Origin of the sequence: Chromobacterium piscinae, assembly GCF_021129175.1 — a bacterium.
GTDB classification, from domain to species: Bacteria; Pseudomonadota; Gammaproteobacteria; order Burkholderiales; family Chromobacteriaceae; genus Chromobacterium; species Chromobacterium piscinae.
Genome location: NZ_JAJOHV010000026.1, coordinates 38,188 through 52,994, shown reverse-complemented (window position 1 = coordinate 52,994; position 14,807 = coordinate 38,188). Strand labels below are relative to the sequence as shown.

14 protein-coding genes are annotated in these 14,807 nt (G+C 65.6%); 2 read left to right on the top strand and 12 right to left on the bottom strand.

From position 1 onward, the window contains the following. Positions 1-33: 33 nt before the first annotated feature. On the top strand, positions 34-1,002 hold the full coding sequence (locus LQR33_RS09585; RefSeq protein ID WP_231468702.1) for an NAD-dependent epimerase/dehydratase family protein: 969 nt from the start codon (positions 34-36) through the stop codon (positions 1,000-1,002). Between the two features lie 92 nt (positions 1,003-1,094). On the opposite strand, the gene LQR33_RS09580 is transcribed toward LQR33_RS09585, so the two are convergent. The 11 genes from LQR33_RS09580 to LQR33_RS09530 all read right to left on the bottom strand — a co-directional run bounded on the left by LQR33_RS09580 (position 1,095) and on the right by LQR33_RS09530 (position 12,538). Continuing rightward, positions 1,095-2,006: an HDOD domain-containing protein gene (locus LQR33_RS09580; RefSeq protein ID WP_221668661.1), complete on the bottom strand. Its 912-nt coding sequence runs from the start codon at positions 2,004-2,006 to the stop codon at positions 1,095-1,097. Between the two features lie 234 nt (positions 2,007-2,240). Next, positions 2,241-4,202, bottom strand: a complete 1,962-nt coding sequence (locus LQR33_RS09575; RefSeq protein ID WP_166438444.1) for an acetoacetate--CoA ligase — start codon at positions 4,200-4,202, stop codon at positions 2,241-2,243. A gap of 64 nt (positions 4,203-4,266) precedes the next feature. Beyond that, positions 4,267-5,160 carry a hydroxymethylglutaryl-CoA lyase gene (locus LQR33_RS09570; protein ID WP_166438443.1) on the bottom strand — a complete coding sequence of 298 codons (894 nt, stop codon included), beginning with the start codon at positions 5,158-5,160 and terminating at the stop codon, positions 4,267-4,269. A 9-nt stretch (positions 5,161-5,169) separates the two neighbouring features. Continuing rightward, positions 5,170-5,679, bottom strand: coding sequence for a GyrI-like domain-containing protein (locus LQR33_RS09565; protein WP_166438442.1), 510 nt, complete (start codon positions 5,677-5,679; stop codon positions 5,170-5,172). 10 nt (positions 5,680-5,689) lie between these two features. Continuing rightward, the gene (locus LQR33_RS09560; RefSeq protein ID WP_166438441.1) at positions 5,690-6,172 is read right to left on the bottom strand and encodes a tetratricopeptide repeat protein; all 483 of its coding nucleotides are present in this window, start codon (positions 6,170-6,172) and stop codon (positions 5,690-5,692) included. A 34-nt stretch (positions 6,173-6,206) separates the two neighbouring features. After that, positions 6,207-8,162: an acetyl/propionyl/methylcrotonyl-CoA carboxylase subunit alpha gene (locus LQR33_RS09555; protein WP_269326235.1), complete on the bottom strand. Its 1,956-nt coding sequence runs from the start codon at positions 8,160-8,162 to the stop codon at positions 6,207-6,209. Between the two features lie 77 nt (positions 8,163-8,239). Beyond that, the gene (locus LQR33_RS09550) at positions 8,240-9,028 is read right to left on the bottom strand and encodes an enoyl-CoA hydratase/isomerase family protein (RefSeq protein ID WP_166438439.1); all 789 of its coding nucleotides are present in this window, start codon (positions 9,026-9,028) and stop codon (positions 8,240-8,242) included. Between the two features lie 10 nt (positions 9,029-9,038). Beyond that, entirely contained in the window at positions 9,039-10,637 is a 1,599-nt protein-coding gene (locus LQR33_RS09545) for a carboxyl transferase domain-containing protein (protein ID WP_166438438.1), read from the bottom strand. 2 nt (positions 10,638-10,639) lie between these two features. Continuing rightward, positions 10,640-10,906, bottom strand: a complete 267-nt coding sequence (locus LQR33_RS09540; RefSeq protein ID WP_076228020.1) for a hypothetical protein — start codon at positions 10,904-10,906, stop codon at positions 10,640-10,642. 14 nt (positions 10,907-10,920) lie between these two features. Next, positions 10,921-11,265: a nuclear transport factor 2 family protein gene (locus LQR33_RS09535; protein WP_231468700.1), complete on the bottom strand. Its 345-nt coding sequence runs from the start codon at positions 11,263-11,265 to the stop codon at positions 10,921-10,923. Between the two features lie 103 nt (positions 11,266-11,368). After that, complete coding sequence (locus LQR33_RS09530) at positions 11,369-12,538, bottom strand: isovaleryl-CoA dehydrogenase (RefSeq protein WP_166438436.1); 1,170 nt, start codon at positions 12,536-12,538, stop codon at positions 11,369-11,371. 208 nt (positions 12,539-12,746) lie between these two features. On the opposite strand from LQR33_RS09530, the gene LQR33_RS09525 reads away from it, so the two are divergent. Continuing rightward, positions 12,747-13,190, top strand: coding sequence for a YaiI/YqxD family protein (locus LQR33_RS09525; protein ID WP_166438435.1), 444 nt, complete (start codon positions 12,747-12,749; stop codon positions 13,188-13,190). A gap of 391 nt (positions 13,191-13,581) precedes the next feature. On the opposite strand, the gene LQR33_RS09520 is transcribed toward LQR33_RS09525, so the two are convergent. After that, positions 13,582-14,805: an L-lactate MFS transporter gene (locus LQR33_RS09520; protein ID WP_231468699.1), complete on the bottom strand. Its 1,224-nt coding sequence runs from the start codon at positions 14,803-14,805 to the stop codon at positions 13,582-13,584. Between the last annotated feature and the right edge of the window lie 2 nt (positions 14,806-14,807).

The following is a 14,807-nucleotide window of genomic DNA, read 5'->3' as shown; positions in this document are numbered from 1 at the left end:
GACTCCACCAAATACAAACCAAGGAGCAAGATCATGACGACTCGACAAACGGCGCTGGTGGTGGGAGCGGCAGGCGGCATCGGCGGGGAGCTGGCCCGCCAGTTGCGCGACGCGGGGTGGGAAGTGCGCGGCCTGGTGCGCAGCCTGGAGCAGCCGGTCCAGACGCGCGATGGCATCGCCTGGATCCGGGGCGACGCGATGCGGCCGGACGATGTGGCGAAGGCGGCCGAGGGCTGCGCGGTGATCGTCCATGCGGTGAACCCTCCCGGCTATAAGCGCTGGGCCGAGCTGGTGCTGCCGATGCTGGACAGCACCATCGCCGCGGCGAAAAGCGAGGGCGCTACTGTTGTGCTGCCGGGCACGGTGTACAACTACGGGCCAGATGCCTTCCCCATTCTCAGGGAAGACTCGCCGCAACGCCCGCTGACGCGCAAGGGCGCCATCCGGGTGGAGATGGAGGCCCGCCTGCGCGCTTATGCGGCCGGTGGCGGCAGGGTGCTGATCGTGCGCGCCGGCGACTTTTTCGGCCCCAAGGCCGGCAACAACTGGTTCTCGCAAGGCCTGATCCAGCCCGGCAAGACCACCCGCCGCATCCAGAATCCGGCCATGCCCGGCATCGGCCACCAGTGGTCATACCTGCCGGACGTGGCGAGCAATATCGTAGAGCTCTTGGCGCGGCGCGAATCTCTGGAGCCGTTTGCCACTTTCCATCTGGGCGGCTATTGGGACGCGGACGGCACCCAGATAGCGCAGGCCATCCGCCGCGCGCTGCAAAAGCACGGCGTCAACGCCAAGGTGGATGCCTTTCCCTGGTGGCTGATCCAGCTGATCGCGCCGTTCAACGCCACGCTGCGGGAAGTGATGGAAATGCGTTACCTGTGGCGCAAGCCGGTGCGAATGGACAACGGCAAGCTGTTGGGGGCGCTGGGGCGGGAGCGGGTGACGCCGCTGGACGAGGCGGTGGAGGCGACGCTGAAGGGCTTGGGTTGTCTGCCGGATTAAACCGGAAAATAGGGCGGGGATTAATTGACGGGTCGGCGCGCGCTGAGGGGCTTGCGGTGCCATGTATTGGGCAGCGCATTGCCGCCGGCTTTTCATGCTCCTTGCTGGCCAGCGAGAATATGAGTCTTCTGCTCATCGGAAAGCGGCAGGACCGAGATCAGTTTTTCCTTGGCGACGCCTGGTATGTACTGGGAGATATTGTCGATGTCGAAAGGCAGGGCCGGGTTATCCGGATCCTGGGTCAGGTGGCGGGCGCAGTCGATGGCTATTTGCGCGATATGGGTGCGCGGCCGGTCGACGCCCCGGATCAGCTGGCTGATCATCTGCGGCAATTGCCAGATGTCGGCCAGCGCCAGCGTCAATTGCCGGAAGGTGAATCCGGCGGTGTTCAATTGGGCCAAGCCGGTTCGGTTGGCGCGTCCGGATTCGAATTCCGCGATGGCCGCGGTCGGCAATTCCGGCGCGAAATGCCAAAGCAGCAAATCACCAGTTTCGGAAAGCAGCGTGGCTAGGGAGATTTCCTCGGGCGAGGTGTCTGCACGGAAATTCGACCACGCCCGCGCGATGCTGGACGCCATGACGGCGGTGGAAACCGCCGCTTTCCAGCCGGGATGATCCACATTCACGACCGGGCTTCTGGAAATCAACGAATATAATTCATCGCTGCCTAGCTGGAGGATGGTGGCCAATTGGGTGGTGGTTTCCTTGCCAAGCCGCCTGGAGCGGTGCCGCTCGGCCTCTATCAGCAATTTGACGGCCAGATAGGGATCGTCGTGAACCATTTCCACCAGTTCTCGCGGCGAAAATTCAGGCGCCTCTTTCCCCTGGGATTTCAGCGACTGGAAAATATCCCGCGTCGCCGATAAAACGGGAATGTCCTTGTCTTTCAGGTAGGCCGCCCATTGTTCAACACCCCAGCCTTGCTGGTGCCGGCTCAACATTTTTCCGCTCCGTGAATCGTTGCGCTTCGTTTTGCTCGCGCGATCGGCGCATTCCGCCTGCATTCGCGGAATCCATCGCTGCCAGGCAAGCGCTTTAGCCTTCTATTCATAATAATTCAGTTCCAGGCTTCCAGCGCTTGAAAACATCCCGATATTGCCTCCGCCTGGCGCATTTGGCGGATTTTGGAATGAAGCCGTCGCGTTGGATGGATTTTGGCTGGGCCGTTGCGGATGGATCGGCCAAAAAAAAACGAGGGCGGCGGCCCTCGTTTGCTGAATCGCGCGCGGGGTGGGAGTTTATTCGCCCAGTTCGCTCAGGTTTTCGAACAGTTTCAGCGCTTCCGGATTGGCCAGCGCGCTGACATTGCTGACCGGACGGCCGTGGATCACATTCTTGACCGCCAGTTCGACGATCTTGCCGCTGACGGTGCGGGGGATGTCGGCCACCGCGACGATGCGGGCGGGCACGTGGCGGGGGCTGGCGCCGTTCTTGATCTGGGCTTTGATGCGGCCGGCCAGGTCTTCGTCAAGCTGCACGCCCTCGCGCAGCTTGACGAACAGCACCACGCGCTCGTCGTCCTGCCAGGCTTGGCCGACGGCCAGGCTCTCCAGCACTTCCGGGAACGCTTCCACCTGGCGGTAGATTTCGGCGGTGCCGATGCGCACGCCGCCCGGGTTGAGCACCGCGTCGGAACGGCCGTAGATGATCACGCCGTCGTGCTGGGTGACTTCGGCGTAATCGCCGTGGCACCAGATGTTGGGGAAGCGGCCGAAATAGGCCTGGCGGTATTTCTCGCCGTCCGGATCGTTCCAGAAGCCTATCGGCATCGACGGGAACGGCTTCAGGCAGACCAGCTCGCCTTTTTCGCGGTACAGCGGGCGTCCCAGTTCGTCGTAGATGTCCACTGCCATGCCCAGGCCGCGGCACTGCAGCTCGCCGCGGTAGACCGGCAGCGTCGGCGCGCCCAACGCGAAGCAGGAGACAATGTCGGTGCCGCCGGAGACGGAGGCGAGGTTGAGGTCGGACTTGATGTTCTCGTACACCCAGTCGTAGCTTTCCGCCACCAGCGGCGATCCGGTTGAGAGCAGGCTGCGCAATTTGGGCAGCTGCCAGTCGCGGGCGGGGACGAGGGGGGTTTTCCTCAGACTGTCGATGTACTTGGCCGAGGTGCCGAAGTGGGTGAAGCCGTGCTCGGCGGCGTAGTCCCACTGCGCGCGGCCGTCATCGGCGAACGGCGAGCCGTCGTACAGCATCAGCGCCGCGCCGGAGGCGAGGCCGCTCACCAGCCAGTTCCACATCATCCAGCCGCAGGTGGTGAAGTAGAACAGGTGGTCGCCCTGATGGACGTCGGCGTGCAGCTGGTGCTCCTTCAGGTGCTGCAGCAGCGTGCCGCCGGCGCCGTGGACGATGCACTTGGGCTTGCCGGTGGTGCCGCTGGAGTACAGGATGTACAGCGGATGGTTGAACGGCAGGCGCAGGTATTCCACCGGGCGGGCGTCAAAGCCGGACAGGAAGGCGTCCAGCGTCTGCGCGCGCGGCACGGCGGCGGCGAAGTCGGCGCCATCGCCCAGGTAGGGCACCACCACGAAGCGCTCCACGCTGGGCAGCTTCTCCGCCAGGTGGATCATCTTGGCGCGGATGTCCACCGCCTTGCCGTTGTACCAGTAGCCGTCCGGGCAGAACAGGATCCTGGGCTCGGTCTGGCCGAAACGGTCCAGCGCGCCGTCGGTGCCGAAGTCGGGCGAGCCGCTGGTCCACACCGCGCCCAGGCTGCTGGCGGCCAGCATCGCCGCCAGCGCGGCCGGCATATTGGGCATGAAGCCGGCGACGCGGTCGCCCGGCTGGATGCCGGCCGCGCGCATCGCCTGCTGCAGGCGGGAGACCAGCTGGTTCAGCTCATGCCAGCTCAGCTTCTGCTCGATCTTGTCTTCGCCGCGGAACACCACGGCCAGCGTGTCGTCGTCGCGGCGCAGCAGGTTTTCCGCGAAATTGAGCCGAGCCTCAGGGAAGAAGCGGGCAGCCAGCATGTCGTCGCCGTTCTCCAGCGCGACCGAGCCCTTGTCGCCGATCACGCCGCAGTAATCCCATACCAGCGACCAGAAGCGGCCGGGGTCTTCGACGCTGGCGCGCCACAGGCGGTGGTAGTCGGGCAGCTCCTTGCCCCAGACGGTTTCGGCCAGGCGGGCGAAGGCGGTGAGATGGCAGCCGGACAGCCGCTCGGCGGAGGGCGTCCAGATCGGGGTAACGCGTGCTTGCATGGTTTCTCCTGTGGCGGCCCGCCTGTTTCTTTTGCTTTGGGGGAGCGGACCCGCCGGTATGGTTTCAGCCCTGGCGGCCGAGCGCGTGCGCCAGTTTGGAGGCGGGGGGCTTGCCCAGCGCGTCGGCGATGAACCAGGCGACGTCCACCAGTTTAGTGAGATCGATGCCGGTGTGGTAGCCCTCGCCCGCCAGCAGGTAGGCCACGTCTTCTGTGGCGACGTTGCCGGACGCGCCGCGCGCGTACGGGCAGCCGCCCAATCCCGCCACCGAGGCGTCGAACACGCGCAGGCCGATGTCCAGCGCCGCTCGGATGTTGGCGACAGCCATGCCGTAGGTGTCGTGGAAATGGCCGGCCAGCTGCTTGGCCGGCACCGCGTCCAGCACGGCGTCCAGCATCTCGCGCACCGAGGCCGGGGTGCCCACGCCTATGGTGTCGCCCAGCGAGATCTCGTAGCAGCCCAGGTCGGCCAGCGCCCGGGACACCTCGGCCACTTTTTGCGGCGCGATCCGTCCCTCGTACGGACAGCCGACCACGCAGGACACGTAGCCGCGCACCCTGACGCCAGCGTCCAACGCGCGGCGGGCCACGCTTTCGAAGCGTTGCAGGCTTTCGGCGATGCTGGCGTTGATGTTTTTCTGGCTGAAGCTCTCGCTGGCGGCGCCGAACACGGCGATCTCGCGCGCGCCTGCCGCCAGCGCCGCGTCCAGCCCCTTGTCGTTGGGCACCAGCACCGGGTAGGCGATGGGGCCGGACGCGTCCAGCGCGGCCAGCACCTCGGCGCTGCCGGCCATCTGAGGCACCCATTTGGGCGAGACGAAGGCGCCGGCCTCGATCGCGGACAGGCCGGTTTCGGCCAGGCGGCGGATCAGTTCCAGCTTGATTTCGGCGCTCAGCGGCTGTTTCTCGTTCTGCAGCCCGTCGCGCGGGCCCACTTCCACTAGCTTGACGCTTTGCATGGCTTTCCTTCAGCGCTTGGGCTGGATGGGAATGTAGATGTCCATCTGCAGGCTGTCCTGGCCGGGCGCGCAGCGCCCGTCATAGCGTTCGAAGGATTCGCCTGGCGCATGTTCCCACTTGGCGGATGCGGGCAGCCAGGTCTGGTAGATGTGCTGCCAGGTGGCGACGATGGCGTCGCCGAAGCTGGCCGGGTCGGCCGCCGGCGGCGTGGTGAACACCGCGTACTTGGCGGGCCTCACGCTGCGGCGTTCGCTGTCCGGCGGCGGCGCGCCGTCCGCCGGACATTCCATCGCGATCAGGTAGCGGAAGCCGCCGGTTTGCGGATTGAAGTCGCAGGTGACGCCGTATTCCGGCGCGTGGGGCCTGCCCAGCGCGTCCAGCAGCGGCTGGCGCAGCCGCTTGGCGTAATCGTCCCAGAAGGCGGGGATCTGGCGCAGGTTGTCGCCATTCTCCAACTGGGTGGCGATGCTGTAGCCGGCCAGGGACAGGCCGGGATGATTGATGATGACGGGGTCCATGTCGGTCTCGTTACCAGGTGCGGTCAAGGTCTTCCGCGTAGAAGCGGATGGCGCGGCGGTAGGCGCGGATGCCGTGGTCGGCGCTGCCGTCGGCCAATAGCGTCAGCAGGCTTTGCGTGGCTTCCTTGTGCTGGCCGCTGTTGTACAGCGCCATCGCCAGGAAGGCGCGCAGCGCGTGGTGTTCCGGGAACAGCCGCAAGCCTTCCCGCAGCGCGGCTTCGGCTTGGTCGAAGCGGCCCAGCGCGCGATGGCTGCTGCCCAGGCCCAGCCAGGCGTCGGCCGCGGTATCGCCGCTCAGCCCCAGCTCCAGCGCCTGCTGGTAATGGGGGATGGCTTCCTCTTCCAGGCCCAGGCTGTCGTGGATGCAGGCGGCGAGGTAATGCAGGTCGGCATGCTGGGGCTGGTGCCGCAACAGCTCCAGCGCCTGGCTGCGCGCGGCTTCGTGCTCGCCGCGCTGGCGCAGTTGCTGGATGTTCTCCAGGGCGATGTGCATGTCCTTGCCTTTGGTGGTTAGTTAAATGACTTCGTCATTCTGCGGCAAAGTCTACCAGCTCGTCACCATCATTGACCTGCTCGCCGGCTGAGAAATAGAAATCCTGCACCACGCCGTCGCCCGGCGCGGTGATGGTGTGCTCCATCTTCATCGCCTCCAGAATCAGCAATGGCGAGCCCTTGGCCACCTTCTTGCCGATTTCCGCCAGCAACGCCACCACCCGGCCTGGCATCGGCGCCTTCAGATGGGTCTCGCCGTGCACGCCCAGCTCGGTGTAGGCATAGGGGTCGATAAAATCGACGCTGAGCCGCTCGCCGTTGTCGAACAGCGCGCGTTGCGCGCCGCGGCGGACGACGACGGCCTTGATTCTGACGCCGTCGAGCACGGCCTCCAGCTGGTTTCCTGAGAGGCTGGCGCTGGCGGCGAAGCTTTCCGAGCCGACGCGCACCGCGAAGCCGCCATCCTGATGGCGCAACTCCACGCTGTGGCTTTCCTCGCCATGCAGGAAGGCGAAGCGGCGGCTCAGTTGCCCGTTCAGCCGCCAGCCGGCGGGAGCGGGGTAGCAGGCTTGATCCGCCAAGGCTTCGGCCAGCGCCAGCAAGGCCAGTTGTCTGGCGGCGGGCGCGGCGGGGGGCGGCAGCAGTTCGTCGTGATGGCGGGCGATCAGGCCGGTGTCGACCTGGCCGCTGGAGAAGCTGGGATGGTTCACGATGCGGCGCAGGAAAGACACATTGCTGGACAGGCCGACTATCTGATACTGCGCCAGCGCGGCATCCATCTGTCTGAGCGCCGCCTCGCGGGTCTCGCCCCAGACGATCAGCTTGGCGATCATCGGATCGTAGAACGGCGAGATGGCATCGTCCTGCTCGACGCCGGTGTCGATGCGCACGCAGGCGGATTCGGCCGGCGTCGCCAGGTGAACCAGCGTGCCGGTGGACGGCAGGAAGCCTTTGTCCGGATCCTCGGCGTAGATGCGCGCCTCGATGGCGTGGCCGCTTATCTCCAACTGCTCCTGCTGCAGCGGCAGTTCACCGCCGGCGGCTACTGCCAGCTGCCAGGCCACCAGGTCCTGGCCGGTGATCATCTCGGTCACCGGGTGTTCCACTTGCAGCCGGGTGTTCATCTCCATGAAGTAGAACTTGCCCGTGTCCACGTCCATGATGAACTCGACGGTGCCGGCGCCGACATAGCCCACCGCGCGCGCGGCGGCCACGGCGGCTTCGCCCATCGCTTCGCGGGTGGCCTGCGGCAGATGCGGAGCCGGCGCTTCTTCCAGCACTTTCTGGTGGCGGCGCTGCACCGAGCAGTCGCGCTCGAACAGGTAGACGCAGCCGCCCTGCTTGTCGGCGAATACCTGGATTTCTACGTGGCGGGGCTTGGTCAGATATTTCTCGACCAATACCTTGTCGTCGCCGAAGCTGGCGTGCGCTTCGCGCTGGCAGGAGGCGAGGGCGGCGGAAAAGTCGCCGGCCTGCTCGACGATGCGCATGCCCTTGCCGCCGCCGCCGGCGCTGGCCTTGATCAAAACCGGGTAGCCGATGGCGTCGGCCTGTTTTTGCAGCAGCGCCGGGTCTTGCTCGTCGCCGTGGTAGCCGGGCACCAGCGGCACGCCGGCCTTCTCCATCAGCGCCTTGGCGGCGGATTTGCTGCCCATCGCGGCGATGGCCGAAGCCGGCGGGCCGATGAAGGCGATGCCGGCGGCTTCGCAGGCGGCGGCGAAGTCCTCGTTCTCGGACAGGAAGCCGTAGCCGGGGTGCACCGCCTGGGCGCCGCTCTGCAGGGCGATGGCCAGGATCAAATCGGCGCGCAGATAGGATTCGGCGGCCGGCGCCGGGCCGAGGCGGTAGGCCTCGTCGGCCAGCTTGACGAAGCGGGCGTCGGCGTCGGCGTCGGAGTAGACGGCGACGGTGGCGATGCCCAAGGCCTTGGCGGTCTTGATGACGCGGCAGGCGATTTCGCCGCGGTTGGCGATCAGTATCTTATTGAACATGGCAATCTTTCATGGTCTGCCAGTTGGGCGTTGTCTTGTTGCGGATGACCGGGCGGCGAAGCTGCCGTCTGTTCATCTCATTCCTGCCATTGCGGCGCCCGTTTCTCGAAGAACGACGCCAGTCCTTCGCGCGCCTCGTCGCCGGCGCGGATGGAGGCGATGCGGCCGGCGGTGCGCTCCAGCAACTGGTCGTCCCAGGGCGAGCCTTCGCGCAGTTCGGCCAGCAGCAGCTTGGCCTCGCGCAGCGCGCCGGGCGCGCCCTTGGCCAGTTCCTCGGCGATCTCGGCCACCCGTTCGTCCAGCAGCTCCTCGCTGACCAGCTCGTGGATCAGGCCCAGCTTCAGCGCGGTGCCGGCGGTGATGCGCTCGGCGGACAGGAAGTAGCGCCGCGCCTGGCGCGGGCCGATGGCGTCGGCGACATAGGGGCCGATGGTGGCCGGAATCAGGCCCAGCCGCACCTCGGTCAGCGCGAACTTGGCGGCGTCGGTGGCGATGGCGATGTCGCAGACCGCCGCCAGGCCGGTGCCGCCGGCCATCGCCGCGCCGTGGATGCGGGCGATCACCGGCTTGGCGCTGCGGTAGACGCTCTTCAGCATCGCCGCCAGTTTTTGCGCGTCGGCCAGGTTTTCAGCTTCGCTGTAGCCGGCGGCGCGGCGCATCCAGTCCAGGTCCGCGCCGGCGCAGAAGCTTTTGCCGCGGCCGGCCAGAACGATGACGCGCACGTCCTGCTTGCGGTTCAGCTGGCGCATCGCCTCGGTCAGCTCGGCGATCAGCACCTCGTTCAGCGCGTTGTGCAGCTCCGGCCGGTTCAGCCAGACGGTGGCCACCTTGCCGTTCTGTTCGATTTGCAGCGTGGTGTAGCTCATCATCCGCTCCTTACATCCGGAACACGCCGAAGCGCGTGGCTTCGACCGGGGCCGACAGCGCGGCCTCCAGCGCCAGCGCCAGCGCGTCGCGGGTTTGGGCCGGGTCGATCACGCCGTCGTCCCACAAGCGGGCGCTGGCGTAGTAGGGGTGGCCTTGTTCTTCGTACTGCTGGCGCACTGGGGCTTTCAGCGCTTCTTCTTGCTCTGGGGTGAAGGCGTCGCCCAGTTGTTCTTTCTTCACCTGGGCCAGCACGCCGGCGGCCTGTTCGCCGCCCATCACCGAGATGCGGCTGTTCGGCCACATCCACAAAAAGCGCGGCGAGTAGGCGCGGCCGCACATGCCGTAGTTGCCGGCGCCGAAGCTGCCGCCTATCAGCACGGTGAACTTGGGCACCTTGGCGCAAGCCACCGCCGTCACCAGCTTGGCTCCGTCCTTGGCGATGCCGCCGTTTTCGTATTTCTTGCCTACCATGAAGCCGGTGATGTTCTGCAGGAAGATCAGCGGAATGCCGCGTTGGCAGCATAGCTCGACGAAGTGCGCGCCTTTCAGCGCCGACTCGGAGAACAGAATGCCGTTGTTGGCGAGGATGCCGACGCGGTAGCCATTCAAACGGGCGAAGCCCGTCACCAGCGTGGTGCCGTAGTTCTGCTTGAACTCGTCGAAGTCGGAATCGTCTACCAGCCGGGCGATGATCTCGCGCACGTCGAACGGTTTTTTCGGATCGGCCGGGATCACGCCGTAGATTTCTTCTGCGGCGTAGCGCGGCGGCTTGGGCTCGGCGCGGTCCAGTTCACCCTGTTTTTTCCAGTTCAGGTCCGACACGATGCGGCGGGCGATGGACAGCGCGTGGGCATCGTTCTGGGCCAAGTGGTCGGCGACGCCGGAGATTTTTGTGTGTACATCGCCGCCGCCCAATTCTTCGGCGCTGACCACCTCGCCGGTGGCCGCGCGCACCAGCGGCGGGCCGCCGAGGAAGATGGTGCCTTGTTCCTTGACGATGACGGTTTCGTCGCTCATCGCCGGCACATAGGCGCCGCCGGCGGTGCAGCTGCCCATCACCACGGCGATCTGCGGGATGCCGGCGGCGGACAGATTGGCTTGGTTGTAGAAGATGCGGCCGAAGTGCTCCTTGTCCGGGAACACCTCGTCCTGCAGCGGCAGGAAGGCGCCGCCGGAATCCACCAGGTAGACGCAGGGCAGGTGGTTGTCGCGGGCGATTTCCTGCGCGCGCAAATGTTTTTTCACCGTCATCGGGTAATAGGTGCCGCCCTTGACGGTGGCGTCGTTGGCGATGATCAGGCAGTCGATGCCCGAAATGCGGCCGATGCCGGCGATCATCCCCGCGCCAGGCGCGTCGTCGCCATACATGCCGTAGGCGGCCAGCTGGGACAGTTCCAGGAACGGCGCGCCCGGGTCCAGCAGCAGGTCGATGCGCTCGCGCGGCAGCAGCTTGCCGCGCGCGGTGTGCTTGGCGCGGGCTTTCTCGCCGCCGCCCAAGGCCGCCTGGGCGACTTTCTGTTTCAGATCGTCCACCAGCGCGCGCATCTTGTCGGCGTTGGCGACGAAGTCAGCGGCGCGCGGCGACAGCTTGGATTCGAGGATGGGCATGGTTACAGATCCTCAATATCTAGGGATTGACCAATGGATTGAGCCTCGGAGGAGGTCATTTCGTCACTGTTGTAGATGCAATGTACGAAATTGGGCGCTCCCGCCTCGACGGAACGGGCGGTGACGGCTCGCGCTGAGAGGGCTTCTATGACTTCTTGGCCAGCTTGGCGTTGATGCGAGGTATTGGAAACAATGACTGCGATGCCATCGTTTTCCACCTCGTCTGCGAGCGCACTGATATTAAAGGGCGGATGGTGCAATTTTCTCATTGAGTTGTTCCAGTTCAGGCCTCATCCACAAACCACACCGAGGCGATCAATCCATCGGCGTTGACGTCGTAGATGGCGACGGCGCGAAAGCGGGTTTCGCCGTCCAGCGTCACGTCCTCGTGGTCGATGACGCGGCTGCCTTGCACGATGCGGTGCAGCAGCGCGGCGTGCAGCTTGGGCAGATGGAAGCGCTTGCTGGCGTAATGGTCGGCCAGCGCGGCGCGGCCGGATAGGCTCTGCGCCATCGATGGCAGGCGGTAGACCTTGACGTCCTCGGCGTAGCAGGCGGCGAAGGCGTCCAGGTTGCGGGCGTTGTAGGCGTCCAGCTGGGCCTGGACGATGCGTTCGGCGGCGTTCATGTTCTTGTTTCCTGAGCGTTGCCGGAAAGTAGTGTGGGGCGGCAGGAGAAAAGGCCTGAGGCAAGGCTGCGCAACGCGGCATCAGGCATTTTATCCGCCGCGCTCAGCGGGTTTCGGCCATCAATTCGCGGCCGATGAGCCAGCGGCGGATCTCGCTGGTGCCGGCGCCGATTTCGTACAGCTTGGCGTCGCGCAGCAGGCGGCCGGTCGCGTATTCGTTGATGTAGCCATTGCCGCCCAGGCACTGGATGGCGTCCAGCGCCAGCTGGGTGGCGTTCTCGGCGGCGTACAGGATGGCGCCGGCGGCGTCCTTGCGCGTCTGGCGGCCGGTCTCGCCTCGGTCCAGCGCCTGGCCGACGGCGTAGACGTAGGCGCGGCTGGCGGACAGCTTGACGTACATGTCGGCCAGCTTGCCCTGCATCAGCTGGAAGTCGCCTATCGGCTGGCCGAACTGGCTGCGGTCGTTCAGGTAGGGCACCACGATGTCCAGGCTGGCCTGCATGATGCCCAGGGGGCCGGCCGCCAGCACCGAGCGCTCGTAGTCCAGGCCGCTCATCAGCACTTTCACGCCGTTGCCTTCGCCGCCCAACACGTTTTCGTCCGGCACGAAACAGTTGTCGAAGAAGATGGGATAGGTGTTGGAGCCGCGCATGCCCAGCTTGTCCAGCTTGCTGCCGTGGCTGAAGCCGGCGAAGCTTTTTTCAATGATGAAGGCGGTGATGCCCTTGGGGCCGGCGTTGACGTCGGTCTTGGCGTAAACCACCAGCGTGTCGGCGTCGCCGCCGTTGGTGATCCACATCTTGCTGCCGTTGAGCAGATAGCCGCCGTCGGTCTTGTCAGCTTTCAGCTTCATGCTGACCACGTCGGAGCCGGCGTTGGGCTCGGACATCGCCAAGGCGCCTACGTGCTCGCCGGTGATCAGCTTGGGCAGGTAACGGCTGCGCTGGGCGTCGTTGCCGTTCTTGTAGATCTGGTTGACGCACAGATTGGAGTGCGCGCCGTAGGATAGGCCCACCGAGGCGCTGGCGCGGCTGATTTCTTCCATCGCGATCATGTGGGCGAGGTAGCCCATGTCCACGCCGCCGTACTGCTCGCTGACGGTGATGCCGAGCAAGCCCAGCTCGCCGAACTTGCGCCACAGGTCGGCCGGGAACAGATTGTCCTGGTCGATGGCGGCGGCGCGTGGCGCGATTTCGCGTTCGGCGAAGTCGCGCACCGATTCGCGCAGGAGGTCGTAAGTCTCGCCGAAGGCGAAGCGCAGGCTGCTGTACATGGAATTCTCCTCGTTGGCGTGCGGCGCGGCTCGGCGCCTGATGAACACATCATCGCTTACGTTTACGTAAGCGTCAATATGGCGCGATGACAGCGAGCTGAGGAGATGGGCGCTTGTACTCGCAAACGGCGGCTGCCGCGACGCTTTGGATACGGTTGTCGAGATTGACGGGTATCATGGCGGGCTATCGATAGAGAAAGAAACCGCCATGACGATCTGGGTAGACGCCGACGCCTGTCCCAAGGTGATAAGGGAAGTGCTATGCCGCGCGGCGCAGCGCACCGGCGTGGAGCTGGTGTTCGTCGCCAACCAGCTGCTGACGGTGCCGAAGGCGCCGAATATCCGCGCGCTGCAGGTGCCGAAGGGCTTCGATGTGGCCGACAACGAGATCGCCCGCCGCATAGCGCCGACCGACCTGTTGATCACCGGCGACATCCCGCTGGCGGCCGAAGTGTTGGCCAAGGGCGCGCAGGCGCTGAATTGGCGCGGCGACGCGTTTTCCAAGGAGACCATCGCGGCCCAGCTGACGATGCGGGATTTCATGGACAATCTGCGCGCGAGCGGGGTGCAGACCGAGGGGCCGCCGCCCTTGAGCCAGGGGGATCGGCAGGCTTTTGCCCGCCAGCTGGATATCTGGTTGGCGCGGCGGTAGGGCGGAAGTCCGGCTCAGGCCGGGCGTTCCCTTAAGCCATGGCCGCAGGGTGATGATGTCCTGGCACTAATTCCGCCTGGTAGGCGGGTCAGGGGGCTGCGCGGCCAGCCCCCGACACCCCCAGGCCGCCCCTGCAGCCCGTGAAACCCCGGTAAAAAAGCGCCTGGCCAGGAGCCGCCGAAACTAGCCGCGCGCTACCGTCACGCGGCGTCGAACAAGTCGGCGTCTTAAAACCTGGCCAGGCGCTTTTTTACCGGCGCGTGCTGAAGGGGATATGGTCGCATGGATGATCATGCGCCTGAATTGGAAAAGCCAACAAGCTGTCACTATCACATTGCATGAGAAAAGCCCCCGAGTCCGGGGGCTTGGTCTTACCTGGAAGACGAGAGGCTCAGGCCTTGCCCAAATGCGGCTCGGCATCGAAGTCTTCCCGCTTGGCCTGGGCCGCGCCCGGCTGGCGGATGGTCAGCGAGAACAGCAGGGCGACGATCAGCAGCGCCAGGATCAGGTGGAAGGTGGCGAGGAAGCCGCCGAACAGCGAGGCCACGATGGAGCCGACGATGCTGCCGATGCCGAAGCCCAGGTAGATCACGCCGTAGTTCTTGGTCAGGTTGTTCAGGCCGAAGAAATCGCTGACCAGAGATGGGTAGACGGTGATGGTGCCGCCGAAGCTGAAGGCGATGCAGGCGATGGCGGCGAAGAACAGGCCGGCGTTCAGCGGCGCGAACAGCAGGGTCAGCATGCCGGCCAGCGCGGCGATCTGGGCGATGGTGATCACGCGGATGCGCGGCATCTTGTCGGACAGCACGCCCAGCACCAGGCGGCCGGACAGATTGGCCACCGCGATCACAGCCACCGCGTTGGCGGCGGTGGCGGCCGACAGGTGGACGAAGCTCTCGCCGATATCCTTGGCCACGCCGATCACGTACAGGCCGCTCATGCACACGGTCAGGAACATCAGCGCCAGCATCCAGTACTGCGGTTGGCGCATCGCTTCGGCCAGCGAGTAGTCGCGGTTGCCGCCGGTTTGCGCAGCGGCCGGTTGCTTGGGTGCGTCGGTCATCAACAGCGCGCCGGCCACCACCATGGCCATGGCGATCAGGCCCCATAGCTGGAAGGTGGCTTCCAGGCTGAAATGCGACAGCAGCGCCAGGTTGATGAACTTGAAGCCCAGGCTGCCCAGGCCGTAGGCGCCGATGGCGCAGGCGGAGATCAAGCCCTTGCGCTCCGGGAACCATTTCACGCAATTGGACAGCGACATCAGGTAACCGGCGCCATCGGCGAAGCCCACCAGAAGGCCGGCGCACAGGTAGAGCATGATCAGGTTGTTGGCTTGCGAGGTCAGATAGAAGCCCAGGCCCAGCATCAGGCCGGAGGCGATGGCCACTTTGCGCACGCCGAAGCGTTCCTGCAGCTTGCCGGCCATCGACGAAGCCACCGCCAGCGCGAGGCTGAGCAGGCCGAAGGCGAAGGCCACCTGGCTGACCGGCTCGCCCAGCTTATGCGACAGCTGGGCGTTGAACAGGCTCCAGGTGTAGACGGAACCCAGCGCGAACTGGGTGAGGACGGTACCGGCCAGGGTACGGTAGCGGATGGCGTTGCTTGAGGCGGTCATGG